Origin of the sequence: Streptomyces dryopteridis (genome assembly GCF_049606955.1) — a bacterium.
In the GTDB taxonomy this organism is placed as follows: Bacteria; Actinomycetota; Actinomycetes; order Streptomycetales; family Streptomycetaceae; genus Streptomyces.
This window is the reverse complement of sequence record NZ_CP187113.1, coordinates 4966534-4991574: the sequence shown is the minus strand read 5'-3', so window position 1 is coordinate 4991574 and position 25041 is coordinate 4966534. Positions and strand designations below refer to the sequence as shown.

Below are 25041 nucleotides of genomic sequence, written 5' to 3'. Positions count from 1 at the left end.
CTGCATCAATCGGGACAGTTCGAGATCAATCGGGACGTACCGCCACAGCGGGGCGCGATCGGGGACACCGGTCCGCCCGTTCCAGTTCATCTTCCGTTCACCCAGGTTGCCTACGGTCGCCGAGCCACTGACGTCCAACAGAAGCCTGGGTAAATGGAGCACATAACGCTTCTCCTCGGGATCGTGATCATCACCGCACTCGTGTTCGACTTCACGAACGGTTTCCACGACACGGCCAACGCGATGGCCACCACCATCTCGACCGGCGCCCTCAAGCCCAAGACGGCGGTGGCGATGTCCGCCGTGCTGAACCTGGTCGGCGCGTTCCTGTCGGTCGAGGTCGCCAAGACGATCTCCAGCGGGCTCGTCAACGAATCGGGCATCCAGCCGGAAGTGATCTTCGCGGCGCTGGTCGGCGCGATCCTCTGGAATCTCCTGACGTGGCTGGTCGGCCTGCCCTCCAGCTCCTCCCACGCCCTGATGGGCGGCCTGATCGGCGCGGCCGTGGCCTCCGCCGGTTTCAGCGCCGTCAACGGCGGCGTGGTGGTCACCAAGGTGCTGCTGCCGGCCCTGGCCGCGCCGCTCGTCGCCGGCATCGCCGCGATGCTCGCCACCAAGGTCACCTACCGCCTCGGCGCCGGCATGGGCGAGAAGACCTCGGCCAAGGGCTACCGGGCCGGTCAGATCGCCTCGGCGGGCCTGGTCTCGCTGGCGCACGGCACCAACGACGCGCAGAAGACCATGGGCATCATCACCCTGGCCCTGGTGGCCGGGAACGCGCTGCCCGCGGGCTCCAACCCGCCGGTCTGGGTCATCGTCTCGGCCGGTCTGGCCATCGCCGCGGGCACCTACCTCGGCGGCTGGCGCATCATCCGGACCATGGGCAAGGGCCTGACCGACCTCCAGCCGCAGCAGGGCTTCGCCGCCCAGACCTCGGCCGCCTCGGTCATCCTGGCCTCGTCCAACCTGGGCTTCTCCCTCTCCACCACCCACTCGTGCTCCGGCGCGGTGATGGGCGCCGGTCTCGGCCGCAAGGGCGGGGTGGTCCGCTGGTCCACCGCGACCCGCATGTTCGTGGCCTGGGGCCTGACCCTGCCGGCCGCGGCCCTGGTCTCGGCCCTGGCCGAGCTGGTCATGCGCACCGGTGACCTGGGCGTCGTCGCCGTCACGGTCTTCCTCGTCGGCTCCTGCCTGGCGATCTACCTGATCTCGCGCCGCCAGGTCGTGGACCACAACAACGTCAACGACGTCGACGGCACGGACGCGGCCCCCGCGGCCCCCGCCGAGGTCGAGGTCGAGGCCCCCGGCGTGGTCACCACCGCGATCGCGGCCGTGGCCGTCCCGCCGGCCGGTCCCACCGCGTCCGGCACCGCCGTCACGGTGGCCCTCGGCGACGAGGACCTCAAGGCGACCATCCCGGCCCCCGAGACCCCGGCCACCCCGGCCGCGGCGCTCTGACAGAGGAATAGGCAGCATGAAGATCGACTGGGCAGCACTGGGCTCCGTCTTCGGAGTCAGTCTCTCCGCCACCGTCGCGCTCGTGGCCCTGTTCACCCTGGGTCTGATGGGGCTCTCCAAGCACGAGGCCGCCACCACCGCGGGCGGCTCGGCGGGCCTGGCCCGCACCGGCGCCTACGCCTGCTTCGCGCTCTGCGCGGTGGCCGTGACCTTCGGGATCTACCTGATCGTCACCTGACACCCGCCACACCCCGCCGGGCCCGGCGACCACCGCACGCGTGCGGGGTCCCGGGCCCGGCCCCGTTTCCCCCGCCGCAGGTCAACGGTGAGTTGACGGGTGTTCGCGGGGCGTGGTGGACTGCCGGAGCCAACACGGCGGCAGGAGAGGAAGTCCGGTGCGAATCCGGCGCGGTCCCGCCACTGTCACCGGCCGCCCGTCCCCGACGCGGCGCCGGGAGCCAGGAACTCTCACCGCCGGTCACGTCGAACCAGGGCGCGGACCCTGAGTGAGGACACGTCTGTCTCATGCGTGCCGATCGCGTCTACGCGTACGGCGCGACGCTGGGCCTGCTCGCCGACCGGATCTTCGCCGATCCGCGCCGCGGGCATCCCGTCGCCGCCTTCGGACGGGCCGCCGCGGCCGTCGAGAACGCCCTGTGGCGCGACCGGCGCTCCGCCGGGGTCGTCCACGCCGCCGTCTGCGCGGGCGGCGCCGTCGCCGTCGGACTGCTCGCCGACCGCGCCGTGCGCCGCTCCCCCGCCCCGGTCCGGATCGCCCTGACCGCCGCCGCCACCTGGGCCGTCGTCGGCGGCACCAGCCTGGGCCGCGAGGCCCGCGTCATCGGCGCGGCTCTCGCCGCCGGCGACGAGGAGGCCGCCCGGGCCCGCCTGCCGCACCTGTGCGGGCGCGACCCCGAGGCCCTGGACGGGCCCGAGATGGCCCGCGCGGTGGTGGAGTCGGTGGCCGAGAACACCTCCGACGCGGTGGTCGGCGCCCTGGTCTGGGGCGCCCTGGCCGGGGTCCCGGGCCTGCTCGGGTTCCGGGCCGCCAACACCCTCGACGCGATGGTCGGCCACAAGTCCCCCCGGCACCTGCGCTACGGCTGGGCCTCCGCCCGCCTCGACGACCTGCTCGGCGCCCCCGGCTCCCGGCTGACCGCGCTGGCCGCCGTCGCCCTCGGGCCCGACCGGGCCGGCGCCGTCCGGGCCTGGCGCGCCGACGCCGCCGGACACCCCAGCCCCAACGCGGGCCCGGTCGAGGCCGCGTTCGCCGGCGCCCTCGGGCTGCGGCTCGGCGGCACCCTCGCCTACGCGGGCCGCGTCGAGCACCGCGCGGTCCTCAACGGGGCCGCCGGCCGCCCCCCGGCCGTGCCCGACATAACCCGCGCCGTGCGCCTGTCCACCCGGGTCACCTGGCTCACCCTCGGCGTCTGCGTCGCCGCCCGACTGGGCCTGGCCCGGCTCGCGCGCGGCGCCCGCGCCCCCCGCACCACCCCGAAGGGAACCCCCTCGTGACGCACCCGCGCCTCGGCGGCGGCCTGCTCGTCGCCGGCACCACCTCCGACGCCGGCAAGAGCGTCGTCACCGCCGGCATCTGCCGCTGGCTGGCCCGCCAGGGCGTGAAGGTCGCCCCGTTCAAGGCCCAGAACATGTCCCTGAACTCCTTCGTCACCCGCGAGGGCGCCGAGATCGGCCGCGCCCAGGCCATGCAGGCCCAGGCCGCCCGGGTCGAGCCCACCGCGCTGATGAACCCGGTGCTGCTCAAGCCCGGGAGCGACAGCAGCAGCCAGGTCGTGCTGCTGGGCAAGCCGGTCGGCGAGATGAGCGCCCGCGGCTACCACGGTGGCCGGCAGGAGCGCCTGCTCGGCGTGGTCACGGACTGCCTGGAGCAATTGCGGGGTACGTACGACGCCGTGATCTGCGAAGGGGCCGGCAGCCCGGCCGAGATCAACCTGCGCCGCACCGACATCGTCAACATGGGCATCGCCCGCGCCGCCCGCTTCCCCGTGGTCGTGGTCGGGGACATCGACCGGGGCGGGGTCTTCGCCTCCTTCTTCGGCACCACCGCCCTCCTCTCCCCCGAGGACCAGGAGCTGATCGCCGGATACCTCGTCAACAAGTTCCGGGGCGACGTGAGCCTGCTCGAACCGGGCCTGGAGATGCTCCGCGACCTCACCGGGCGCGGCACCCTCGGGGTGCTGCCGTTCCGGCACGGCCTGGGCATCGACGAGGAGGACGGGCTGCGGGTCTCGCTGCGCGGCGCCGTCCGCGAGTCCGTCGTGGCCCCGCCGCTGGGGCGGGACGTGCTGCGGGTCGCGGTCTGCGCGGTGCCGCTGATGTCGAACTTCACCGACGTGGACGCGCTGGCGGCCGAACCCGGCGTGGTCGTGCGCTTCGTGGACCGGCCCGAGGAACTGACCGACGCCGACCTCGTGATCGTGCCCGGCACCCGGGGCACCGTGCGGGCCCTGGCCTGGCTGCGCGAGCGCGGGCTGGCCGGGGAACTGGCCCGACGGGCCGCCGAGGGCCGGCCGGTGCTCGGGATCTGCGGCGGGTTCCAGGCCCTGGGCGAGGTGATCGAGGACGAGGTCGAGTCCCGGGCCGGGACCGTCGAGGGCCTCGGCCTGCTGCCCGTCCGGATCCGCTTCCACCGCGAGAAGACCCTCGCCCGGCCCGCCGGCGAGGCCCTCGGGGAGCCGGTCGCCGGCTACGAGATCCACCACGGGGTCGCCGAGGTGCTCGGCGGCGAACCCTTCCTCGACGGGTGCCGGGTCGGCTCCGTGTGGGGCACCCACTGGCACGGCTCGCTGGAGAGCGACGGCTTCCGCCGCGCGTTCCTGCGCGAGGTGGCCCGCGCCGCCGGCCGCGCCTTCGAACCCGCCCCCGACACCTCCTTCGAGGCCCTGCGCGAGGCCCAGCTCGACCTGCTGGGCGACCTGATCGAGGAGCACGCCGACACCGACGCCCTGTGGCGGCTGATCGAGCACGGCGCCCCGACCGGCCTGCCCTTCCTGCCGCCGGGCGCGCCCGCCCTGCCCGGCCCCACCCCCGCCACACCCGCCACGCCTGCCACGCCCGCCGCAGAAGGAGCGTCATGAGCACCCCGTACCCGTTCACCGCCGTCGTCGGTCAGGACGGCCTGCGCCTGGCCCTGTTGTTGAACGCGGTCAGTCCGGCCGTCGGCGGGGTCCTGGTGCGGGGCGAGAAGGGCACGGCCAAGTCCACCGCCGTGCGCGCCCTGACCACCCTGCTCCCGCACGTGGGGGTCGTGCCCGGCTGCCGCTTCTCCTGCGACCCCGCCGTCCCCGACGCCCACTGCCCGGACGGACCGCACGAGCCGGCCACGGCCGGGACCGAACGCCCCACCCGCATGGTGGAGTTGCCCGTCGGCGCCTCCGAGGACCGGCTGGTCGGCGCCCTCGACATAGAACGCGCCCTGGCCGAGGGCGTGAAGTCCTTCGAACCGGGCCTGCTCGCCGACGCGCACCGCGGCATCCTCTACGTGGACGAGGTCAACCTGCTCCACGACCACCTCATCGACCTGCTGCTGGACGCCGCCGCCATGGGCTCCTCCTACGTGGAGCGCGAGGGCGTCTCGGTGCGGCACGGGGCCCGCTTCCTGCTCGTGGGCACGATGAACCCCGAAGAGGGCGAACTGCGCCCGCAGTTGCTCGACCGCTTCGGCCTCACCGTCGAGGTCAGCGCCTCCCGCGAACCCGCCCAGCGGGTCGAGGTGGTCCGCCGCCGGCTCGCCCACGACGACGACCCGGCCGCCTTCGCCGCCCGTTGGGCCGCCGAGGAGGACGCCGTGCGCGCCCGGGTGGTCGCCGCCCGCGCCCTGCTGCCCTCGGTGCGGCTCGGGGACGTGTCCCTGCTGCGGATCGCCGCCGTGTGCGCCGGGTTCGAGGTGGACGGGATGCGCGCCGACATCGTCATGGCCCGCACCGCGACCGCGCTCGCCGCGTGGGCCGGCCGCGTCGAGGTGCTCAAGGAGGACGTGCGGCAGGCCGCGCTGCTCGCGCTGCCGCACCGCCGGCGCCGCAACCCCTTCGACGCGCCGGGCCTGGACGAGTCGCTGCTGGACCGGATACTCGACGAACTCCCCGACGACGAACCGGAGCCCGAGCCCGATCCCGAACCGGGCACGGACCCGGAGGACCCCGAGGCCGGCCCCGGCGACACCGACCCGGACGGCACCGACCCCGACGAGGGCGGGGACGGGGGCGACGGCGGCCCCCGGGGCGACGTGCCGCCCGCGCCGCCCGCCGAGAGCCCCGACTCCCCCGCCGAGCCCGCCCCCGACACCCCGCGCGAGAGCCGGGAGGACCGCGAGGAGCGGCCCCCGACCGGTCCCGACGAGGCCCCGGAGCGGCCCGCGGTGGCCGCCGGCGAGCCCTTCCGCACCCGCGTGCTGAGCGTGCCGGGCCTGGGCGAGGGCGCCGCCGGCCGGCGCTCCCGGGCCCGCACCGCGCACGGGCGCACCACCGGCGCGCACCGGCCGCGCGGTCGGCTCGGCGCCCTGCACCTGTCGGCGACCGTGCACGCCGCCGCCCCGCACCAGCGGGCCCGGGGCCGTTCCGGTCCGGGCCTGCTGATCCGCCCCGACGACCTGCGCGAGGCCGGGCGCGAGGGCCGCGAGGGCAATCTCGTGCTGTTCGTCGTGGACGCCTCCGGATCGATGGCGGCCCGGCAGCGGATGGGCGCCGTCAAGGGCGCCGTCCTCTCCCTGCTCCTCGACGCCTACCAGCGGCGGGACAAGGTGGGCCTGGTGACCTTCCGGGGCGCGGGCGCGACCCTGGCGCTGCCGCCCACCTCCTCCGTGGACACCGCCGCCGCCCGGCTGGGCTCGCTGCCCACCGGGGGCCGGACCCCGCTGGCGGCCGGGCTGCTGACGGCCCGCGAGACCCTGCGGGTGGAGCGGCTGCGGGACCCCTCGCGGCGTCCGCTGCTCGTGGTGGTCACCGACGGCCGGGCCACCTCCACGGCCGGTGCCGGGGCGGCCGGCGGTTCGGCCGGGGACGCGCGGGCGCTGTCCCGGCGGGCCGCCGGGCTGTTGGCCGCCGACGGGGTGGCCTCGGTGGTCGTGGACTGCGAGACCGGGCCGGTGCGGCTCGGGCTCGCCCAGGTGCTGGCCGGGGACCTCGGCGGGGTCGGGGTCACGCTGGAGGGGCTGCGGGCCGACGCCCTGGCCGGGCTGGTCAAGGGGGTGCGCGGGGCCGCGGCCGGCGCGCCCTCGGCCCGCGCGGGCGCCCGTCGCGTCCCGGTCCCGGCCTGAGCCACCGGCGGCGCACCGAACACGCCGCACGCACCGCACGCACGCTTTTCCGTCTTGTCTTCGCGCTCATCGAGAAGGGGTCACCCATGCCCAAGGGCCAGCCGTCCGTCGTCCCCGACGACGGCCTCACCACCCGCCAGCGCCGCAACCGCCCACTGGTCTTCGTCCACACCGGCCCCGGCAAGGGCAAGTCGACGGCCGCGTTCGGCCTGGCCCTGCGGGCCTGGAACCAGGGCTGGCCGATCGGGGTGTTCCAGTTCGTGAAGTCCGCCAAGTGGAAGGTCGGCGAGGAGAACGCGCTGAAGGCGCTGGGCGAGACCGGCAAGGGCGGCCCGGTGGTCTGGCACAAGATGGGCGAGGGCTGGTCCTGGGTGCAGCGCGACGCGCAGCTCGACAACGAGCAGGCGGCGCGCGAGGGCTGGGAGCAGGTCAAGCGGGACCTGGCCGCCGAGACCCACCGGCTGTACGTGCTCGACGAGTTCGCCTACCCGCTGCACTGGGGGTGGATCGACACGGACGAGGTGATCGAGGTGCTGCGCGCGCGGCCCGGCACCCAGCACGTGGTGATCACGGGGCGCAACGCGCCGGAGAAGCTGGTGGAGTTCGCGGACCTGGTCACCGAGATGACGAAGGTGAAGCACCCGATGGACACCGGCCAGAAGGGCCAGAGGGGCATCGAGTGGTGACCTCCGGTTCCGCCGTGCCCCGGCTGGTGATCGCCGCGCCGTCCTCGGGCAGCGGCAAGACCACGGTGGCCACGGGTCTGATGGCCGCGTTCCGGCGACGCGGTCTGGCGGTCTCCCCGCACAAGGTGGGGCCGGACTACATCGACCCGGGCTACCACGCGCTGGCCACGGGCCGGCCGGGGCGCAACCTGGACGCGTTCATGTGCGGTCCCGAGCTGCTCGGCCCGTTGTTCGCGCACGGCGCGGCGGGCTGTGACCTCGCGCTGATCGAGGGCGTGATGGGGCTGTACGACGGGGCGGCCGGGCGCGGTGAGCTGGCGTCGACGGCGCAGGTGGCGAAGGTGCTGCGGGCGCCGGTGGTGCTGGTGGTGGACGCCTCCTCGCAGTCGCGGTCGGTGGCGGCGCTGGTGCACGGGTTCGCGTCCTTCGACCCGATGGTGCGCCTGGGCGGGGTGATCCTGAACAAGGTGGGTTCGGACCGGCACGAGGCGATGCTGCGGGAGGCCCTGGAGGAGGCGGGGACGCCGGTGCTGGGCGTGCTGCGGCGTGCCCCGCAGGTCTCGGCGCCCTCGCGGCACCTGGGTCTGGTGCCGGTCGCGGAGCGGCGGGCGGACGCGGTGGCCTCGGTGGACGCGCTGGCCGAGCAGGTGGTGGCCGGGTGCGATCTGGAGGCCCTGTGGGCGTTGGCCCGGACCGCGCCGGCGCTGCCGGGTCCGGTCTGGGATCCGACGGCGGCCCTGGCACAGGCCGGTGTGGAGCCGGTGGCCGGGGCGGCGCGGCCGGTGGTGGCCCTGGCGAGCGGGCCGGCGTTCACGTTCTCGTACGCGGAGCACGCCGAGTTGTTGACGGCGGCCGGGGCCTCGGTGGCGGAGTTCGATCCGCTGCGGGACGAGGCCCTGCCGGAGGGCACGGACGCGCTGGTGATCGGCGGCGGCTTCCCGGAGGTGTACGCGGGCGAGCTGGCGGCGAACGAGCCCTTGCGGAAGGCGGTGGCCGGGCTGGCGGCGGCCGGGGCGCCGGTGGCGGCGGAGTGCGCGGGCCTGTTGTACCTGGCGCGGTCCCTGGACGGGGTCCCGATGTGCGGGGTGCTGCCGGCGGAGGCGCGGATGTCGGAGCGGCTGACGCTGGGCTACCGGGAGGCGGTGGCGGTCGGGGACAGTTCGCTGGCCCGGGCCGGCACCCGGCTGCGGGGGCACGAGTTCCACCGCACGGTGGTCGAGCCGGGGGCGGGCGTGGCGGCGGCGTGGGGGTTCACGCATCCGGAGCGCCGGCTGGAGGGCTTCGTGGCGGGCGGGGTGCACGCGAGCTACCTGCACACGCACTGGGTGGGCGCGCCGGAGGTCGCGGCGCGGCTGGTGTCCTCGGCGGCGGCGTTCCGGGCCGCCGAGACGGCCCGGGTCGAGGCGGCCGGGGCCTAGTCGGCGACGCCGACGACGAGCCAGATCCCGGCCACCCCGCCCACCGTGCACAGCAGCGTGGACAGGGCGGGGTGGTCGTGGTGGGCCTCGGGGAGGATCTCGGCGGCGGCGAGGTAGAGCAGGACGCCCGCGAAGAAGCCGAGGTAGCCGCCGAGCAACTCGCCCGGAAGGGTGAACAGCAGGGTGGACGCGGCGCCGACGATCGGGGCGAGGGCGTCGGCGAAGAGCATCAGCAGGGCCTTGCGGCGGGCGTTCCCGTACAGCCGGGTGAGGGTGTAGGTGTTGAAGCCGTCGGCGAAGTCGTGGGTGATCACGGCGAGGGCGACGGCCACGCCCATGCCGCCGCCGACCTGGAAGGCGGCGCCGAGGGCGACCCCGTCGGCGAGGCTGTGGCCGACCATCGCCGTGGCGGCGGTCAGGCCAACCTGGGGGACCCGGCCGCCGGTTCCCTCGTGCTCCTCTCCCCCGTGGGCGGCCTGGCGGACGGCGAGGAGCCGTTCCACGAGGTGGGCGGCGAGGAAGCCGCCGACGAAGAGGAGCAGGGCGGCCGGGACCCCGAAGACCTCGCCGCCGGCGGCGTGCATCGCCTCCGGCAGCAGGTCGAGGCCGACCACGCCGAGCATCAGGCCCCCGGCCAGGCCGAGGACGAGGTGCCGGCGGTCGGTGACGCGTTGCGCCGTCCACCCGCCCGCCAGGGTCATCAGGAACGCGCCGAGCGCCACGAGCACCGCCATGCGTTCTGCATACCGATTCCGGGGCCGGCGCGCACGTCCGCGCGCGGGTGGGGGTGAAGCGGAATGGGCCCGATGTTGACGCCGGGCCCGTTCGTGAGGCATACGACTGGGGCGGGCACGTGTTCGGATCGGACGCGTGCCCGCGTCGATGACCACGGAGCACGAGAACGATTCGCGCGGCCGGCGCCGACCCGGCGCCCGCCGCGCCGACCCGCCCGACACACGGCGGGCGGCACGAGATGGGGGCTGGCGCATGAACGAGCAGGCACGGGTGATCGTCGGGGTCGGCGGTCGGTCCGGGGTGCCGGAGGCGGAGGTGCACGCGCTGGTCACCGAGGTGCTGCGGGTGGCCGGGGTGGCGCCGGGGGCTGTGACGGCGCTGGCGACGGTGGAGGCCAAGGCGGCCGAGCCGGGGATCACGGGCGCGGCCAGACGGCTGGGTGTGCCGGTGTGGGGGTATCCGGCGGACCGGTTGGCGGCGGTGGCGGTGCCGGGGGCGGCCTCGGAGCGGGCGCTGGCCGCGGTGGGCACGGGGAGCGTGGCGGAGGCCGCGGCCTTGGCGGGGGGCGGCGGGGCGCTGCTGGTGCCGAAGCGGAGGTCGGCGTCGGCGACGTGCGCGGTGGCGACGGTGGTCGGGGGCGGGGCGGAGCCGGGCGGGGTGGACGCGGATCCGTACGCGTTGCGGCACCACGGGGACGCGGAGGTGGTGGACCTGGGGGCCTCGGTGACGGACCTGGCGGTGAACGTGCGGGCGGACACCCCGCCGGCCTGGTTGCGGGAGGAGATCGCGGGGTCGTTGACCTCGTTGGCGGCGTACCCGGACGGGCGGGCGGCGCGGGCGGCGGTGGCGGCGCGGCACGGGCTGCCGGTGGAGCGGGTGTTGTTGACGGCGGGGGCGGCGGAGGGCTTCGTGCTGTTGGCGCGGGCGCTGCGGCCGCGTCGCGCGGTGGTGGTGCACCCGCAGTTCACGGAGCCGGAGGCGGCGCTGCGGGACGCGGGGCACCGGGTGGAGCGGGTGGTGTTGCGGGAGTCGGAGGGCTTCCGGCTGGATCCGGCGCGGGTGCCGGCGGACGCGGACCTGGTGGTGGTGGGCAATCCGACGAACCCGACCTCGGTGCTGCACCCGGCGGCGACCCTGGCGGCCCTGGCGCGGCCGGGGCGGACCCTGGTGGTGGACGAGGCGTTCCTGGACGCGGTGCCCGGGGAGCGCGAGGCGTTGGTGGGGCGCACGGACCTGCCGGGGCTGGTGGTGTTGCGGAGTCTGACGAAGACCTGGGGGTTGGCGGGGCTGCGGATCGGCTACGTGGTGGGCGAGCCGGGGCTGATCGCGGAGTTGGAGCGGGCGCAGCCCTTGTGGGCGGTGTCGACCCCGGCGCTGGTGGCGGCGCGGGCGTGCGTGTCGGAGCGGGCGTTGGCGGAGGCGGCCGCGGCGGCGGAGCGGATCGCGGTGGACCGGGCGCACCTGTTGGCGGGGCTCGCGGAGTTCGAGGAGGTGACGGTGGTGCCGGACGCGCGGGCGCCGTTCGTGCTGATCCGGGTGGCGCGGGGGGCTCAGGTGCGGGAGCGGTTGTTGACGGCGGGGTTCGCGGTGCGGCGCGGGGACACCTTCCCGGGGCTGGGGCCGGACTGGTTGCGGCTCGCGGTGCGGGACCGGGTGACGACGGGCCGGCTGTTGCAGGCGCTGGACCGGGCGCTGACCCTGACCACCCCCTGACCCCTTCCGTGTGGCAGTGTCGTGGTCGGTGGATCGGTGAATCGTTCCATCACACGAACACACGGGTGACACGGGGAGACGGACATGCGCGGCGCGGCCAAGGTCGGAGCGGCCCTCGCGGGCCTGGCGCTGATCGGGGGCGGGGTCTACCTCGTGCCCGGTCTGCTGGATCGGGCCGACGAGGCCGGCGGCGCCGAGCAGCGGCTCGCCAAGCCCGGGGGGAAGACGCCGACGGGCGCGCCGCTGCCCTCGGCGGCGAAGCCGTTCACGCTGGTGGGGACGGGGGACATCATCCCGTACCCGTCGATCATCCAGCGGGCGGCGGACGACGCGCGGGGTTCGGGCGAGAGCCACGACTTCCGGGAGATCCTGGCCGGGGTGCGGCCGGTGGTGAGCGCGGCGGACGTGGCGCTGTGCCACCACGAGATACCGTACGCGGCCCCCGGCGGGCCGTTCACGGGCTATCCGACGTTCAAGGCCCCGGGCCAGCTGGCGACGGCCTTGAAGGAGACGGGCTACGAGTCCTGCTCCACCGCCTCCAACCACACCCTGGACGGCGGGTTCGAGGGGCTCAAGCGGACGCTTGACGGGCTGGACGCGGTGGGGATCGAGCACGTGGGTTCGGCCCGGACCCCGGAGGAGTCCAAGGCGCCGGCGCTGATCCCGGCGGGCGGCGGCACGGTGGCGCAGTTGTCGTACACCTACGGCACGAACGGCATCCCGGTGCCGGCGGACAAGCCCTGGTCGGTGAACCTGATCGACAAGGACCGGATCCTCGCGGACGCGCGGGCGGCGCGGAAGGCCGGGGCGCACGTGGTGGTGCTGTCGATCCACTGGGGCACCGAGTGGCAGACGGCGCCCGACGCGCAGCAGAAGGAGCTGGCGCAGGCGCTGACCGCGTCCAAGGGGGCGGACGGGCTGCCGGACATCGACCTGATCCTGGGCACCCACAACCACGTGCCGCAGCCCTACGAGAAGATCAACGGGACCTGGGTGGTCTACGGGATGGGCGACCAGATCGCGAGCTTCGTGCCGGCCGACAAGCGGCGGGGCAACATGTCCTCGATCCCCCGGTTCACCTTCTCGCCCTCGACGGCGAACCCGGGGCGCTGGGAGGTCTCCAAGGCGGAGTACCTGACCCAGTTCTCCGACATGGAGCCCCCGTTCCGGGTGGTCTGCGCCTCCTGCGCGGCCGACCCGGGCAGCACGGCGCGGCCGGCGAAGAAGACGGAGTACGCGGCGGTGGACCGGCAGGTGACCGAGGCCGTGATGTCGCGGGGCGCGGCCGCGCAGGGCCTGCGGCACGCGACCCGCTGAGGGCCGCGCGGGAACGGGGACGCCCGGTCCGACCCGTGTCACGGGCCCGGGACCGGGCGTCTTCGTCCGAGCGGTCAGGCGCGGCCGCGGCGGGTCAGGTACATCGCGCCGCCGCCGAGGCCGAGCAGCAGCAGCGCGCCGCCGGCCACCCACGGGGTGACGGTGCCCGCGCCGGTCTCGGCGAGGTCCTCGCCGCCGGTCTGCGGCCGGACGTTCGGGACGGCGGCGGAGACGGAGGCGGCCGGGGTGGGCTTCGCGCTGGGCTTCACACTGGGCTTCACGGAGGGTTCGGTCCCGGCCGGCGCCTGGCAGCGGGCGCGGGCGAGCACGATCTCGCCCTTGACCTCGGCGATGTTGAGCTTGAGCGGGTTGACGTCCACGGCGAGCCGCAGGGCGGTGGCGGCGCCCTTGGTGTCGGTGGTCTCGGTCCCGGACAGGGCGAGGGTGACCTTGCCGACCCCGGGCACGTCCACGACGGTGGGCCCGCCGGCGCTGAGGGTGACCCGCTTGCCGAGGACCGTGACGCTGCCGAGCACGTTGGCCTTGGCGCGGGGGGCGGCGCCGGTCTCGCAGACCGCCTCGGCGGTGATCTTCTCGGCCTTGAGCAGCGGCAGGGCGGACAGGCCCGGCACGTGCACGGTGGCGTCGGCGACGGTGACGGAGGCGGCGGAGCGGCCGGGGACCACCTCGGCCTTGGCGTCGGCGACGGCGGCCTTGAGCAGGCTGACGGGTTGGCTGTCGACGGTGACGGTGAGGGCGGTCTTGCGGGCCGAGGCCGGTGCGGTGACCTCGTTGAGCGTGGTGTCGATCGGGATCCGCACGGTCTTGTCGAGCAGGTCGACGCCGAGGCCGGCGCTCAGGACCACGGCGTCGGCCGTGCCCCGGCCGCCGGCGCCGCCCGTGGCGTGGGCGGGTGCGGCGAGCGGGAGGGCGAGCGCGCCGGCCGCGAGCAGGGCGGACGCGGACGTGCGGAGGGTGTTGCGGTTCACGGTGGTGGAACCCCCGGGGAGGTGGGAGCCGTCGCGCGGCCCATGGGGGACATCGGCGCTCGCGACGGGCCGGACCCCCCGGATCTTTCCGTCACCCCGGGTGAACGGGCGTCGATCTCGGCCCGGTTCACCCCAAAGGGTGGTTTCCGGGCATGTTTTCGATTTCCTTCGCCCCTTCCGTCCCCTGCGCCCCGTCCGTCCCGTGTTCCCGGGCGCCGAACCGGCGAAAGAGCCACGTCAACGAGCCCGCCGCGCCCCGGTCACGCCCCCGTCAACCCGGCGCGGCCGAGCCCCTCAGGCCCGGACCCGGCCGCCCACCACCACCCGGCGCGGGTCCCCCAGCACGCCCACGTCCGCGCGCGGATCGGCGTCGTAGACCACGAGGTCGGCCCGCGCCCCCTCCTCCAGCCCCGGCCGGCCCAACCAGGCGCGGGCTCCCCACGCCGCGGCCGACAGGGCGTCCGACGGCGGGATCCCGGCCCGGGTCAGCTCCGCGACCTCGGCGGCCACCAGCCCGTGCGGCAGCGAACCGCCGGCGTCGGTGCCCACGTACACCGGCACCCCCGCGTCCCAGGCCGCGCCCACCGTGTCGTACCGGCGCTCGTGCAGCCGTCGCATGTGCGCCGACCAGCGCGGGAACTTCTCCTCCCCGCCGGCGGCCAGGCGCGGGAAGGTCGCGATGTTCACGAGGGTGGGCACGATGGCCACCCCCCGCTCGGCGAACAGCGGGATCGTTTCCTCGGTGAGGCCGGTGGCGTGCTCCACGCAGTCGATCCCGGCCTCCACCAGGTCCCGCAACGAGTCCTCCGCGAAGCAGTGCGCGGTGACCCGGGCCCCCAGCCGGTGGGCCTCGGCGATCGCGGCGGCGGCCTCGGCGCGCGGCCAGCAGGCCGTCAGGTCGCCGACCTCGCGGTCGATCCAGTCCCCCACCAGCTTCACCCAGCCGTCCCCGCGCCGGGCCTCCCGGGCCACGTACGCGACCAGCTCGGGCGGCTCGATCTCGTGGGCGTAGTTGCGGATGTAGCGGCGGGGGCGGGCGATGTGCCGGCCCGCGCGGACGATCCGGGGCAGGTCCTCCCGCTCGTCGATCCAACGGGTGTCGGAGGGCGAACCGGCGTCGCGCAGCAGCAGCGCGCCCGCGTCCCGGTCGGTCAGCGCCTGCTTCTCGGCCGTCTCGGCGTCCACCGGTCCGTGCGCGTCCAGGCCCACGTGGCAGTGGGCGTCGACCAGGCCGGGCAGCACCCAGCCGGAGACGGTGACCGGCTCGCCGGCGTGCTCCCCGGAGGGCCGGGCGAAGGTGATCCGCCCGTCCACCACCCACAGTTCCTCGCGGACCTCCTCGGGTCCCACCAGGATCCGCCCGCGCACGTGCAACGTCGTCTCGCCCACCGGCCCGTACCTCTCGCCTCGTCCATCGACCGCGTACCGGCACTGTACGCACCGCTGGGTACGCTCTGTTCCGTGTCGTCGAACGAAGAGAGCACCAGCGTGAACCACCCCCTCCTCGACCTGCCGCCCCTGACCGCCGAGCGGTTCGCCTCGATCGAACGGGCGGTGGCGCGGCTGCTCGACACCCGTCAGGACGTGGTGATCACGCAGGGCGAGGCCCTGCTGCCGCTGGAGGGCTGCATCCGCTCCGGCGCCCGGCCCGGCTCCACCGCCCTCAACGTGGTCACCGGCCCCTACGGCACCACCTTCGGCAACTGGCTGCGGGACTGCGGCGCGACCGTGATCGACCTGACCGTGCCCTTCCACACGGCCGTCACCGCCGAACAGGTCCGCCAGGCCCTCGCCGAGCACCCGGAGATCGACTTCGTCTCCCTCGTGCACGCCGAGGCGGCCACCGGCAACACCAACCCGGTCGCGGAGATCGGCGAGGTCGTGCGGGCGCACGGGGCGCTGTTCATGCTGGACGCGGTGGCCTCGGTGGGCGCCGAGCCGCTGCTGCCGGACGCCTGGGGCGTGGACCTGTGCGTGATCGGCGCGCAGAAGGCGATGGGCGGCCCGGCCGGGGTCTCGGCCGTGTCCGTCTCGGAGCGGGCCTGGGAGCGGTTCGCGGCGAACCCGGCCGCCCCGCGCCGCTCGTACCTGTCGCTGCTGGACTGGAAGGAGCGCTGGATCGACGGCGGGCGCAAGGCGCTGCTGCACGCGCCGGCGCAGTTGGAGATGCTGGCGCTGGAGGCGTGCCTGGGCCGGATCGAGACGGAGGGCGCGGCGGTTCTGATGGCGCGGCACGCGACGGCCGCCGCCGCGACCCGGGCCGGGGCGCGGGCGTTGGGCGTGGCCCCGTTCGTGCCGGAGCGGGCGGAGGCGGCGCCGGTGGCGACGACCCTGGCCGTGCCGGACGCCTCGTCGGTGGTGGCGAAGGCGCTGGCGGCGGACCCGGAGGCGGTGTTGGTGGCCGGCGGCGGGGCGCTGGCCTCGGAGATGATCCGGGTCAACCACTACGGTCCGGCGGCGGCGCCGGCGGCCGTGGAGGCGGCGCTGCGGGCCCTGGCGGCCGGGCTGGGCCTGCCGGCGGAGCCGGCCGTGACGGCGGCGGCCCGGGTGTGGGCGGGCGCGGACGCGTGACGCGCCGCTGAGCCCCCCGAGGCGTGCGAACGGGGCCCGTCCCGGCCGGGACGGGCCCCGTTCGCGTGCCCCGACCGCACGGGCTCGGGGCGGGCGGACTCAGGGACGGGCGGGCTCAGGGGCGGGCGGCCGGGACCTCGCAGCCCTCGGGGCCACATGCCTCGGCGTCGGGGTCGGCCGCGGCGGTGCTCGCGGGGCCGCCGGCGGCCCCCTCGGCCTCGGCGGCGGCCTCGGCGCGCTCGCTCCACGCCTGCTCCAGCGCCTGCGCGAAGACCTCGGTGGGCTGCCCGCCGGAGATGCCGTAACGGCGGTCGAGGACGAAGAAGGGCACGGCGCTCGCGCCGAGTTCGGCGGCCTCGCGCTCGTCGGCGCGGACCTCGTCGGCGTAGGCGGTGGGGTCGGCGAGGACGGCGCGGGCCTCGGCCTCGTCCAGGCCCGCCTCGACGGCGAGGGCGACCAGGGTCGGGTGCTCGAAGACGGAGCGGTCCTCGGCGAAGTTGGCGCGGAAGGCGAGGTCGAGGAGGGCGTCCTGGCGGCCCCGGGCGGCGGCGAGGTGCAGCAGCCGGTGCACGTCGAAGGTGTTGCCGTGCAGCCGGCCGTCGACCTCGTAGGGCAGGCCCTCGGCGCGGGCGGTCGTGGCCACGTGCTCGCTCATGGCGCGGGCCTCCTCAAGGCTGCGCCCGTACTTGCGGGCCAGCATGGGCAGCACCGGCACGGCCTCGCGGTCGGCGTTCGGGTCCAGCTCGAAGGAGCGGAACACGACCTCGACCCGGTCCTTGTGGGCGAAACCGTCAAGGGCCCGGGCGAACCGGGCCTTTCCGACGTAGCACCACGGGCAGGCCACGTCGGACCAGATCTCGACACGCATGACGGAACGCTTCTCCTCGCGCAGGGGGTGACGGACGCCGGCCGGAACCGGACGTTCCCCACAACACGCGCCCGGCGGCCCGCATTCCCTCCGGCTCAGGAGGCGGCGGTGGCCGGGGCGGGCGCGGGCAGGTCCAGGAGGAGTTCGCGGTGGGTGGCCCCGGGCTGCGGGCCGGGCGCCGGCACCCAGCCCAGGGCCTCGTAGAAGGAGCGGGCGCGCGCGTTGGGCGCGTACACCTCCAGCCGGACCCGGCGCACCCCGGCCGCCCGCCACCGCTCCACGCACGCGGCGTGCAGCGCGGCGCCGGTGCCGCGCCGCCAGTGCCGGGGGTCCACGTGGAGTTGGGTGAGGGTGGTGACGCCGGCCGGATCGGTGCGGTGGGCGGCGATCCCGAGGAGCACCCCGTCCTCCTCCGCGCACAGCACCCCGCCGCGCGCCACGGCCCGGGTCCACCCCTCGCGGGTGCGCTCCCGTTCGGCCGCGCCCGCGTAGGCCGCCTCGGGGACCCGGTCGCGGTAGTAGGTGGCGCGGGCCCTCACGTGCAGGGCGGCGATGCGGTCGACGTCGGCGGGGAGGGCGATGCGGATCATGTGCACGAGAACGCGCCGGGAACCGTCGTCGGTTCCCGGCGCGTCGGACCGGTGCGCGCGGGTCGGCGCGCGGCCGGCTACTTCTTCTTGACCCAGGCGCTCATCATCTTCTGGGCGACCGGGGCGGCCTGCTTGCTGCCGCCGATCTCGGAGCGGTCGGCCCCGGAGTTCTCGATGACCACGGCGACGGCGATCTGCCGGCCGTCCACCTTGGCGTACGAGGTGAACCAGGCCAGCGGCGGGATCTTGTTGCCGACGCCGCGCTGGGCGGTGCCGGTCTTGCCGCCGACCTCGGCGCCGGGGACCTGGGCGGCGTCCTTGGAGCTGCCCTCCTCGACGACGGTGCGCATCGCGTCGCGCAGCTTGGCGGCGGTCTCCTCGCTGACGACCTGCTCGGACTTGGCGTCGCGCAGGTCCTCCAGCACGTTGCCGTCGGAGTCGGTGACCTCGGTGACGGTGTGCGGGGCGACGAGCCTGCCGCCGTTCTCGATGGCGGCGGTGACCATGGCCATCTGGAGCGGGGTGGCCTGCACGTCGAACTGGCCGATGCCGGTCTGGGCGACCTGGTCCTTCGACATCTTCTTCTCGGGGTAGCGACTCTCCGGGTTGGTGGTGACCGGGGTGTCGTGCACCTTGTTGAAGCCGAACTTCTCCGCCATCGCCCGCATCTTGTCCTGGCCGAGCTGGTAGGCCAGGTCCGCGAAGACGTTGTTGCAGGACAGCTTGAGGGCGGTGCGCGCGGAGACGTCGTTGCAGGCGGCCGGGCCGGCCTCGCTGGGCAGGTCGATGGTGGTGCCGGGGATCGTGTACGGGGCCTTGATGCCGGTCTTGGCGTCGATGCTCGTGATCAGGCCGTTCTCCAGCGCGGCGGCCAGGGTGACCAGCTTGAAGGTGGAGCCGGGGGCCTGGGGCTTGCGCAGGGAGGTGTTGACCATGGCCTTGCCCTGCTCCTTGGTCAGCTCCTCCCACGCCTTGGAGTCGCCGGCGCCCGCGATCCGGCCGGGGTCGTAGCTCGGGTTGTTCACCAGGGCCAGGATCTCGCCGGTCTTCGGGTCGATCGCGGCGGCCGAGCCCTCCAGGCCCTTCAGGGCGTCCCAGGCGGCCTTCTGCACGTCCTTGTCGATGGTCGTGATGACGTTGCCCGGGTCGGGGCGCTTGTTCGTCAGCAGGTCCATGAAGGTCTTCAGGCGCGGGTCGGTGCCGTTGAGGACGTTCTTGTAGACGCCCTCCAGCATGCTCGCGCCGAATGCCTGCGATACGTAACCGGTCACCGGGGCGTACAGGGGCCCGTCGACGTAGGTCCGCTTGTACGCGAACTCCTTGCCGCCGGTCGCCTTGGAGCCGGTGATCGCCTCCCCGTTCACGATGATGTTGCCCAGGGGGCTCTCCCACCGCGCCATGAGGTTGCGCCGGTTGTGGTCGTCGTCTGCGAGGGCCTGGCCTTTGTACGCCTGCACCCAGGTGACCCGGACCAGCAGGGCCAGTACCAGGAGCAGACAGAAGACCGACGCTCGCCTGATCGTCTTGTTCATCCCACGGAGAGACGCGTGGGACGCCCGGGACGTTCCGGTCCGTCGCGAATGTGGCCGGGTTCTCAGCCTTTCCTCATGTCGGGGCCGGTCGGGGTGAGCCCGGTCACAGGGGGGCGGTCACAGGCGGGCGGTCACAGGCGTTGGGTCAGGGCCGTGAGCCGGTCCCGGGCCGCGAACAGCGCGCCGCGGATCGCCCGCTCCCGCTCGGGGGTCAGCCGCGCCACCGGCACCGAGCAGCTGAGCGCGTCCCGGGCCGGGCTGCGGTAGGGCAGCACCACCCCGAAGCAGCACAGGCCCAGCGTGTTCTCCTGCCGGTCCACCGCGTAACCCTGCTCGCGGACCATGGCCAGTTCCTCGACGAGCGCCTCCCGGTCGGTGAGGGTGTGCTCGGTGACGGAGGCCAGCCGGGCCGGCAGCAGCCGCCGCACCTCCTCGTCCGGCAGCCCCGCGAGCAGCGCCTTGCCCAGGGCGGTGGAGTGCACGGGCAGCCGGCGGCCGACCCGGGTGAAGGGCCGCAGGTGGTGCTGGGCCTGCCGGGTGGCGAGGTAGACCACGCTGGTGCCGTCGAGCCGCGCCAGGTGGATGGTCTCGGTGGTCTCCTCCGCGAGCCGGTCCAGGGTGGGCCGGGCGGCGGCCACCACCTCGTCCCCGTCGATGTAGGAGTTGCCCACGAGCAGGGCCCGCACCCCGATCCCGTAGCGGGTGCCGGAGGCGTCCGTCTCGACCCAGCCCAGGTTCACCAGGGTCCGCAGCAGCATGTACAGGCTGGATTTCGGCAGGTCCAGATCGTGCTGGAGGTCGGCCAGGCTGTGCGGGCCGGGCCGGCCCGCGAAGTGCTCCAGCAGCCGGACCGTGCGCACCGCGGACTTCACCGCGGCCGGCGCCCCGGGTCCGCCGGCGGCCCCGGCATCGGCCCCGGCCGCCTCTTCCCTCGTCCCGTCCGTCATGCCGTCCGTCATGGCAGGCCCCCTCGCCCTCTTGTCCCGGTCGGATTCCCGTGCGTAGAGTCCGGCGGCGGCAGAGATCGTTCAACCACCGGAACGGCGTTCAGGATACTGAACGGCGAGTGAGGCGGCAGGCCATGACGGAGACCTCGGCGACACCAGTGTGGAGCGTGGACCCGCGCACTGGAAGCCGACGCGGGCGCGTCGCGGCCGAGGCCGGCCCCGCCGAGGTGGACGCCGTGGTCCGCGCCGCGCACGCGACCCGGGGCGCGCTCGCCGACCGCGCGCGCCGGATCGCGTTCCTGCGCGCCGCCGCCGAGGGCCTGGGGCGGGCCGAGGCCGGGCTCGTGGCCACGCTGGACGCCGAGACCGCGCTCGGGCCGGCCCGACTGACCGGCGAGCTGGCCCGCACCCGGGCCCAGCTGCGCGCCTTCGCCGACACCGTGGAGGCCGGGGCCTATCTCGACGTGCGCATCGACCGGCCCGATCCGACCGCGACCCCGCCCCGGCCCGACCTGCGCCGCTTCAAGGTGCCCCTGGGGGTGGTGGGGGTGTGGGCCGCGTCCAACTTCCCGCTGGCCTTCTCGGTGCCGGGCGGGGACACCGCGAGCGCGCTCGCGGCCGGCTGCCCGGTCGTGGTCAAGGCCCACCCCGACCACCCGGAGGGCTCCGAGCTGTGCGCGGAGGTGCTGCGGGCGGCGGCGCTCTCGGTGGGGCTGCCGGCGGAGGTGGTGGGGCTGGTGCACGGATTCGACGCGGGCCTGGCCCTGATCGCGCACCCGCTGCTGACGGCGGCCGGGTTCACCGGCTCCCCGCGCGGCGGCCGGGCCCTGTTCGACGCGGCGGCGGCCCGCCCGGTGCCCATCCCCTTCCACGGGGAGCTGGGCTCCCTCAACCCGGTGGTGGTGAGCGCGGCGGCGGCCGAGGAACGGGCCGAGGCGATCGGGACGGAGCTGGCGGGGGCGGTGGCGCTGGGGCACGGGCAGTTCTGCGTGAAGCCCGGTCTCGTGCTGGTGCCGGCCGGGCCCGCCGGGGACCGGCTGGTGGGCGCGCTGGCCAAGGCCCTGGGGGCGGTGGCGCCGGGGGTGCTGCTGGACGCGCGGATGGCGGCGGCCTACCGGGAGGGGGTGGCCCGCCGGGCCGCGCTGCCGGGGGTGACCCTGGCGGTGGACCCCGACGCCGGGCCGGAGCCCGCCGGAGTGCCCGCGGTGGGCGCGGGGCTGCTCGTGCTGGAGTCGACGGACCCGCTGACCGAGGGCCCGGAGCCGGTGGGGGCGGAGCTGTTGGAGGAGTGCTTCGGGCCGGTCACGACGGTGGCCCGGTACCGGGGGCCGCAGGGGCCGGCGGCGGTGCTCGCCCGGGTGCCGGGCTCGCTGAGCGCCGTGCTGTACCTGTCGGAGGCCGAGACCCGGGACGGCTCGGGCCCGGGGGCGGAGCTGCTCGCGCTGGTGTCGGGGCTCGCGGGCCGGGTGGTGGTGAACGGGATCCCGAACGGGGTGGCCGTGGCCCCCGCCCAGCACCACGGGGGCCCGTGGCCGGCGGCCACCTCGCACGCGACCTCGGTGGGCGAGGCCGCGATCGAGCGGTGGCTGCGGCCGGTGGCGCACCAGTCGGTGCCCGATGCCCTGCTGCCGCCGGAACTGCGGGAGGCCAACCCCCTGGGCCTGCCCCGCCGCGTCACCCCCGGCCCGTCCTGACCCCGGCCCGCCCCGACCCCGTCCCGACCCCGGCCCGCCGCCGGCGCGACACGCCCGGGCGCGCGGGCCCGCGCACGCGGGGAACGGCCGGGGGGACTCGGTCGTTCAGCAGGCATGACCGCAATGACCCCTGGTGCGAACCTGCCGCTGCCCGGCTCCCGCGTGACGGTGGACGTGGCCGCTCCGGTTCGCCTCGACGTCTCGGGACTGCTGCTCACCGCCGACGGCAAGGTGCGCTCCGACGCCGACTTCGTCTTCTACAACCAGCCCACCGGACCCGGTGTCTCCCACCGCGCCGGCGGCGGCGCCGCGCCCGACGCGATCGAGGTGGACACCTCCGCCCTGCCCGCCGGCATCGAACGCGTGGTGGTCACGGCCAGCCCCGACGCGGCCGGCCAGAGCTTCCAGGGGATCGAGCCCACCGCGACCGTGCGCGACGCCTCCGGCGCCGTGGTCGCCACCTTCACCCCGCCCCGGCTCGGCACCGAGACCGCGCTCGTCGTGGTCGAGGTCTACCTGCGCAACGGGGCCTGGAAGGTCCGGGCCGTGGGCCAGGGCTACGCGGAGGGCCTGGCCGGGATCGCCCGCGACTTCGGGGTCTCGGTGGACGAGGAGCCGGCGCCCGCGCCGACCCCGCCGCCCGCCGCCCCGGTCGCCGCGCCCGCCGCCGCCTGGACCCCGCCGCCGGCCCCCGCGGCCGCGCCGCCCGCTCCCCCGATGCCGCCGGCCCCGCCCGCGCCGCCCGCCGCGCCCGGCAAGATCAACCTGGACAAGGGCCGGGTGAGCCTGCGCAAGAACGAGACCGTCTCCCTGGTCAAGAACGGCCGGCCGCTGCTCTCCCAGGTCCGCATGGGCCTGGGCTGGGAGCCCGCCTACCGGGGCAAGGACATCGACCTCGACGCCTCCGTCATCGCCTACGGGCCGCAGCGCAACCACGTGGACAGCTGCTACTTCGGCCGGTTGACGATCCTGAACGGCTCCGTGCGGCACTCCGGCGACAACCTGACGGGCGAGGGCGCGGGCGACGACGAGACCATCACCGTGGACCTGGGCCGGCTGCCGGCCGAGGTCAGCGGCCTGGTGTTCACCGTCAACTCCTTCTCCGGGCAGAAGTTCACCGAGGTCGCCAAGGCATACTGCCGGCTCGTGGACGCGGCCAGCGGGGAGGAGCTGGTGCGCTTCGACCTGACCACGGCCGAACCGCAGACCGGCGTGATGATGGCCAAGCTGATCCGTCAGTTCTCGGGCGAATGGGAGATGACGGCGATCGGCGAGTTTGTGAAGTCCCGCACAGTGCGCGGGATGGTCAAGCCCGGCGGCCAGGCCCTCTGAGCAGGTGGGCGGGGGGATGACGGGGTGTCGGGAGCGGTGGGGCGGGCGCGCAGTGACCCATCGCACGCGTGATTCGGGGGTCGCTGTCAGTGCCCGCCCATAACCTGGAACCCATGCACACCACAGTCCGCCCCGCGGGTCCCGCCCGCCCCTCCGCCGACGAGGCGAACGAGGCGATCCGGCACCTGGTGGAGACCCGCAACGACGACGAGTGGCCGGCCGCGGCCTACGAGTTCCTGCTCGCCGCGTGGGCCGCCGCCCGGGCCGAGCAGGACGAGGACCCGTACGGGGACCTCGTTCCCTGAGTCCGCCCACCGCCACACCCACGCGCGGAAGCCGCCGCCCCCGGAGCACGAGGGGTCGGCGGCTTCCGCGCGTCCGGCGGGCGGGCCGGGTCAGCGGTGCCGGCGCCAGGGCCCGGTGATCGCGAGCATGATCCCCGGCTCCTGGATGTTCGCGAACAGGGTCCGCCCGTCCGGCGAGAAGCACACCCCGGTGAACTCCGAGTACTCCGGCTCCTCGGCGGTGCCGATGTTCAGCTCGTTGCGGGCCAGCGGGTAGGTGCGGCCCGATTCCGTCGCCCCGAACAGGTGCTGGAGCCCCGAGCCGTCCTCGGCGATGACGAGGCCGCCGTAGGGCGAGACGGTGATGTTGTCCGGGCCGTCGTACCCGCCCTCGGCCCCGGGGTCGGCGTTCACGCCGAGCAGCACGGTCAGCCGCACCGTGCGGCGCTTGGGGTCGTAGAACCACACCTGGCCGTCGTGGGCCGCGCCCGGGCTCTCCTCGCGGGCGTAGGAGGAGACGAAGTAGGCGCCGCCGTCCGCCCACCACATGCCCTCCAGCTTGCGGGCCCGGGTGATCCGGTCGTCGGTGAACTGCTTGCGGACCGGGAGGGAGCGGGCGTCGCGGTCGGGCACGCCCACCCAGTCCACGCCGTACACGGTGCCGATCCGGTCGGCGCGCGAGAGGTCGTCCACGAACCGGCCGCGCGCGTCGGTGCAGCGGGCGGCGGCGAGCACCCCCGCGTCCTCGGCGAGGGTCCGCAGCCGGCCCCGGCCGTGCCGGAAGCCGGTGGGCGGGGTCCAGCGGTAGAGCAGCCCGTTGGGGCCGGAGGCGTCCTCGGTGAGGTAGGCGTGCCCGGCGCGGGGGTCGATGACCACGGCCTCGTGCGCGTAGCGGCCGAACGCCTTGATCGGGCGCGGGTCGCGGCCGGCGCGCCGGTCGGCGGGGTCCACCTCGAAGACGTAGCCGTGGTCCTTGGTCATGCCGTTCTTGCCGGCCTTGTCCTCGGTCTCCTCGCAGGTCAGCCAGGTGTCCCAGGGGGTGGAGCCGCCCGCGCAGTTGGTGGAGGTGCCCGCGATGCCCACCCATTCGGCGACCTCGCCGCCGTGCCGGACCTCGACGACGGTGCAGCCGCCGGCGGCGGCCGGGTCGTAGACCAGGCCCTCGGTCAGGGGGACGGGGTGCTCCCAGCCCGCGCGCGGGCCCTTCAACTCGTGGTTGTTGACCAGCAGGGTGACGCCGCGTCGGCCCGCGAAGGCCGCCGTGCCGTCGTGGTTGGAGGGGGTGGGCTCGCCGGACTCCAGGCGGGTCACGCCGCTGTGGGTGAGCACCCGGTAGGAGAAGCCGGCGGGCAGCGCCAACAGCCCGGCGGGGTCCGCGACCAGCGGCCCGTAGCCGGGCACCCGGCGCCGGTCGCCGGGGTCGGCGCCGGCGGGCGCTGCGGGGGCGTCGTCGGCGGCGAGGGCGCCGGGGGCGGTGGCCAGGGCGCCGACGGTGCCGGTGAGGGCCAGGCCGGCGCCGGCCAGGGCGGTGCGGGCGGTGAAGTCCCGGCGGGTGAGCGGCATGCGGGCTCCTTCGTGGGGAGGTCCGGGCCCGGCGGGGCGGGCCGGGCCACGCGCGGACGCGTGCGGGGT

The 25041-nt window shown here is 75.6% G+C and carries 21 protein-coding genes and 1 riboswitch; of the genes, 13 read left to right on the top strand and 8 right to left on the bottom strand.

Annotated features, from left to right (window positions below; translation table 11 throughout):
* The first annotated feature begins 153 nt into the window (after positions 1 to 153).
* The 7 genes from ACN20G_RS21325 (at position 154) to ACN20G_RS21295 (ending at position 8837) form a co-directional block, all read left to right on the top strand.
* On the top strand, positions 154 to 1458 hold the full coding sequence (locus tag ACN20G_RS21325) for an anion permease (protein ID WP_424214404.1): 1305 nt from the start codon (positions 154 to 156) through the stop codon (positions 1456 to 1458).
* Between the two features lie 16 nt (positions 1459 to 1474).
* Entirely contained in the window at positions 1475 to 1696 is a 222-nt protein-coding gene (locus ACN20G_RS21320; RefSeq protein WP_424214403.1) for a hypothetical protein, read from the top strand.
* Between the two features lie 146 nt (positions 1697 to 1842).
* Positions 1843 to 1926: riboswitch (cobalamin riboswitch) on the top strand.
* Between the two features lie 57 nt (positions 1927 to 1983).
* Positions 1984 to 2973, top strand: coding sequence for a cobalamin biosynthesis protein (locus ACN20G_RS21315; protein WP_424214402.1), 990 nt, complete (start codon positions 1984 to 1986; stop codon positions 2971 to 2973).
* Complete coding sequence (locus tag ACN20G_RS21310) at positions 2970 to 4556, top strand: cobyric acid synthase (protein WP_424214401.1); 1587 nt, start codon at positions 2970 to 2972, stop codon at positions 4554 to 4556. Before ACN20G_RS21315 ends, ACN20G_RS21310 begins: the two co-directional genes overlap by 4 nt.
* A complete protein-coding gene (locus ACN20G_RS21305) occupies positions 4553 to 6733 on the top strand; it encodes a putative cobaltochelatase (protein ID WP_424214400.1) in 2181 nt (726 codons plus the stop codon). The genes ACN20G_RS21310 and ACN20G_RS21305 overlap by 4 nt, the downstream gene beginning before the upstream one ends.
* Before the next feature lie 86 nt (positions 6734 to 6819).
* The gene (gene cobO / locus ACN20G_RS21300) at positions 6820 to 7419 is read left to right on the top strand and encodes a cob(I)yrinic acid a,c-diamide adenosyltransferase (protein ID WP_424214399.1); all 600 of its coding nucleotides are present in this window, start codon (positions 6820 to 6822) and stop codon (positions 7417 to 7419) included.
* Positions 7413 to 8837 carry a cobyrinate a,c-diamide synthase gene (locus ACN20G_RS21295; RefSeq protein WP_424214398.1) on the top strand — a complete coding sequence of 475 codons (1425 nt, stop codon included), beginning with the start codon at positions 7413 to 7415 and terminating at the stop codon, positions 8835 to 8837. The genes cobO and ACN20G_RS21295 overlap by 7 nt, the downstream gene beginning before the upstream one ends.
* On the opposite strand, the gene ACN20G_RS21290 is transcribed toward ACN20G_RS21295, so the two are convergent.
* Positions 8834 to 9571, bottom strand: a complete 738-nt coding sequence (locus ACN20G_RS21290; RefSeq protein ID WP_424214397.1) for a ZIP family metal transporter — start codon at positions 9569 to 9571, stop codon at positions 8834 to 8836. The two genes, ACN20G_RS21295 and ACN20G_RS21290, sit on opposite strands and share 4 nt — an antisense overlap.
* A 253-nt stretch (positions 9572 to 9824) precedes the next feature.
* On the opposite strand from ACN20G_RS21290, the gene cobC reads away from it, so the two are divergent.
* Positions 9825 to 11285 carry an Rv2231c family pyridoxal phosphate-dependent protein CobC gene (gene cobC / locus ACN20G_RS21285; protein WP_424214396.1) on the top strand — a complete coding sequence of 487 codons (1461 nt, stop codon included), beginning with the start codon at positions 9825 to 9827 and terminating at the stop codon, positions 11283 to 11285.
* An 84-nt stretch (positions 11286 to 11369) separates the two neighbouring features.
* Positions 11370 to 12602 (top strand): CapA family protein, encoded by a 1233-nt coding sequence (locus tag ACN20G_RS21280; protein ID WP_424214395.1) that lies wholly within the window; start codon positions 11370 to 11372, stop codon positions 12600 to 12602.
* A gap of 74 nt (positions 12603 to 12676) precedes the next feature.
* Here ACN20G_RS21280 and ACN20G_RS21275 read toward each other — a convergent pair whose 3' ends face one another.
* Both ACN20G_RS21275 and ACN20G_RS21270 read right to left on the bottom strand, forming a co-directional pair.
* Positions 12677 to 13591 (bottom strand): SCO1860 family LAETG-anchored protein, encoded by a 915-nt coding sequence (locus ACN20G_RS21275; protein WP_424214394.1) that lies wholly within the window; start codon positions 13589 to 13591, stop codon positions 12677 to 12679.
* Between the two features lie 294 nt (positions 13592 to 13885).
* A complete protein-coding gene (locus ACN20G_RS21270) occupies positions 13886 to 14980 on the bottom strand; it encodes an amidohydrolase family protein (RefSeq protein WP_424214393.1) in 1095 nt (364 codons plus the stop codon).
* Positions 14981 to 15079: 99 nt separating this feature from the next.
* On the opposite strand from ACN20G_RS21270, the gene ACN20G_RS21265 reads away from it, so the two are divergent.
* Positions 15080 to 16162, top strand: a complete 1083-nt coding sequence (locus ACN20G_RS21265) for a pyridoxal-phosphate-dependent aminotransferase family protein (RefSeq protein ID WP_424215620.1) — start codon at positions 15080 to 15082, stop codon at positions 16160 to 16162.
* 115 nt (positions 16163 to 16277) lie between these two features.
* Here the strand turns inward: ACN20G_RS21265 and ACN20G_RS21260 are convergent, their stop codons facing one another.
* The 4 genes from ACN20G_RS21260 to ACN20G_RS21245 all read right to left on the bottom strand — a co-directional run bounded on the left by ACN20G_RS21260 (position 16278) and on the right by ACN20G_RS21245 (position 20099).
* Positions 16278 to 17030 carry a DsbA family oxidoreductase gene (locus ACN20G_RS21260; protein WP_424214392.1) on the bottom strand — a complete coding sequence of 251 codons (753 nt, stop codon included), beginning with the start codon at positions 17028 to 17030 and terminating at the stop codon, positions 16278 to 16280.
* A 95-nt stretch (positions 17031 to 17125) separates the two neighbouring features.
* Positions 17126 to 17620: an N-acetyltransferase family protein gene (locus ACN20G_RS21255; protein WP_424214391.1), complete on the bottom strand. Its 495-nt coding sequence runs from the start codon at positions 17618 to 17620 to the stop codon at positions 17126 to 17128.
* A gap of 77 nt (positions 17621 to 17697) precedes the next feature.
* A complete protein-coding gene (locus ACN20G_RS21250) occupies positions 17698 to 19152 on the bottom strand; it encodes a peptidoglycan D,D-transpeptidase FtsI family protein (RefSeq protein ID WP_424214390.1) in 1455 nt (484 codons plus the stop codon).
* A 131-nt stretch (positions 19153 to 19283) separates the two neighbouring features.
* On the bottom strand, positions 19284 to 20099 hold the full coding sequence (locus ACN20G_RS21245; RefSeq protein ID WP_424215619.1) for an IclR family transcriptional regulator: 816 nt from the start codon (positions 20097 to 20099) through the stop codon (positions 19284 to 19286).
* 134 nt (positions 20100 to 20233) lie between these two features.
* On the opposite strand from ACN20G_RS21245, the gene ACN20G_RS21240 reads away from it, so the two are divergent.
* The 3 genes from ACN20G_RS21240 (at position 20234) to ACN20G_RS21230 (ending at position 23430) form a co-directional block, all read left to right on the top strand.
* On the top strand, positions 20234 to 21793 hold the full coding sequence (locus tag ACN20G_RS21240; protein WP_424214389.1) for an aldehyde dehydrogenase family protein: 1560 nt from the start codon (positions 20234 to 20236) through the stop codon (positions 21791 to 21793).
* Positions 21794 to 21907: 114 nt separating this feature from the next.
* Positions 21908 to 23125, top strand: a complete 1218-nt coding sequence (locus tag ACN20G_RS21235; RefSeq protein WP_424214388.1) for a TerD family protein — start codon at positions 21908 to 21910, stop codon at positions 23123 to 23125.
* A 113-nt stretch (positions 23126 to 23238) separates the two neighbouring features.
* Positions 23239 to 23430: a hypothetical protein gene (locus ACN20G_RS21230; protein WP_424214387.1), complete on the top strand. Its 192-nt coding sequence runs from the start codon at positions 23239 to 23241 to the stop codon at positions 23428 to 23430.
* A gap of 90 nt (positions 23431 to 23520) precedes the next feature.
* Here ACN20G_RS21230 and ACN20G_RS21225 read toward each other — a convergent pair whose 3' ends face one another.
* A complete protein-coding gene (locus ACN20G_RS21225) occupies positions 23521 to 24972 on the bottom strand; it encodes an alkaline phosphatase PhoX (protein WP_424214386.1) in 1452 nt (483 codons plus the stop codon).
* Positions 24973 to 25041 lie beyond the last annotated feature (69 nt).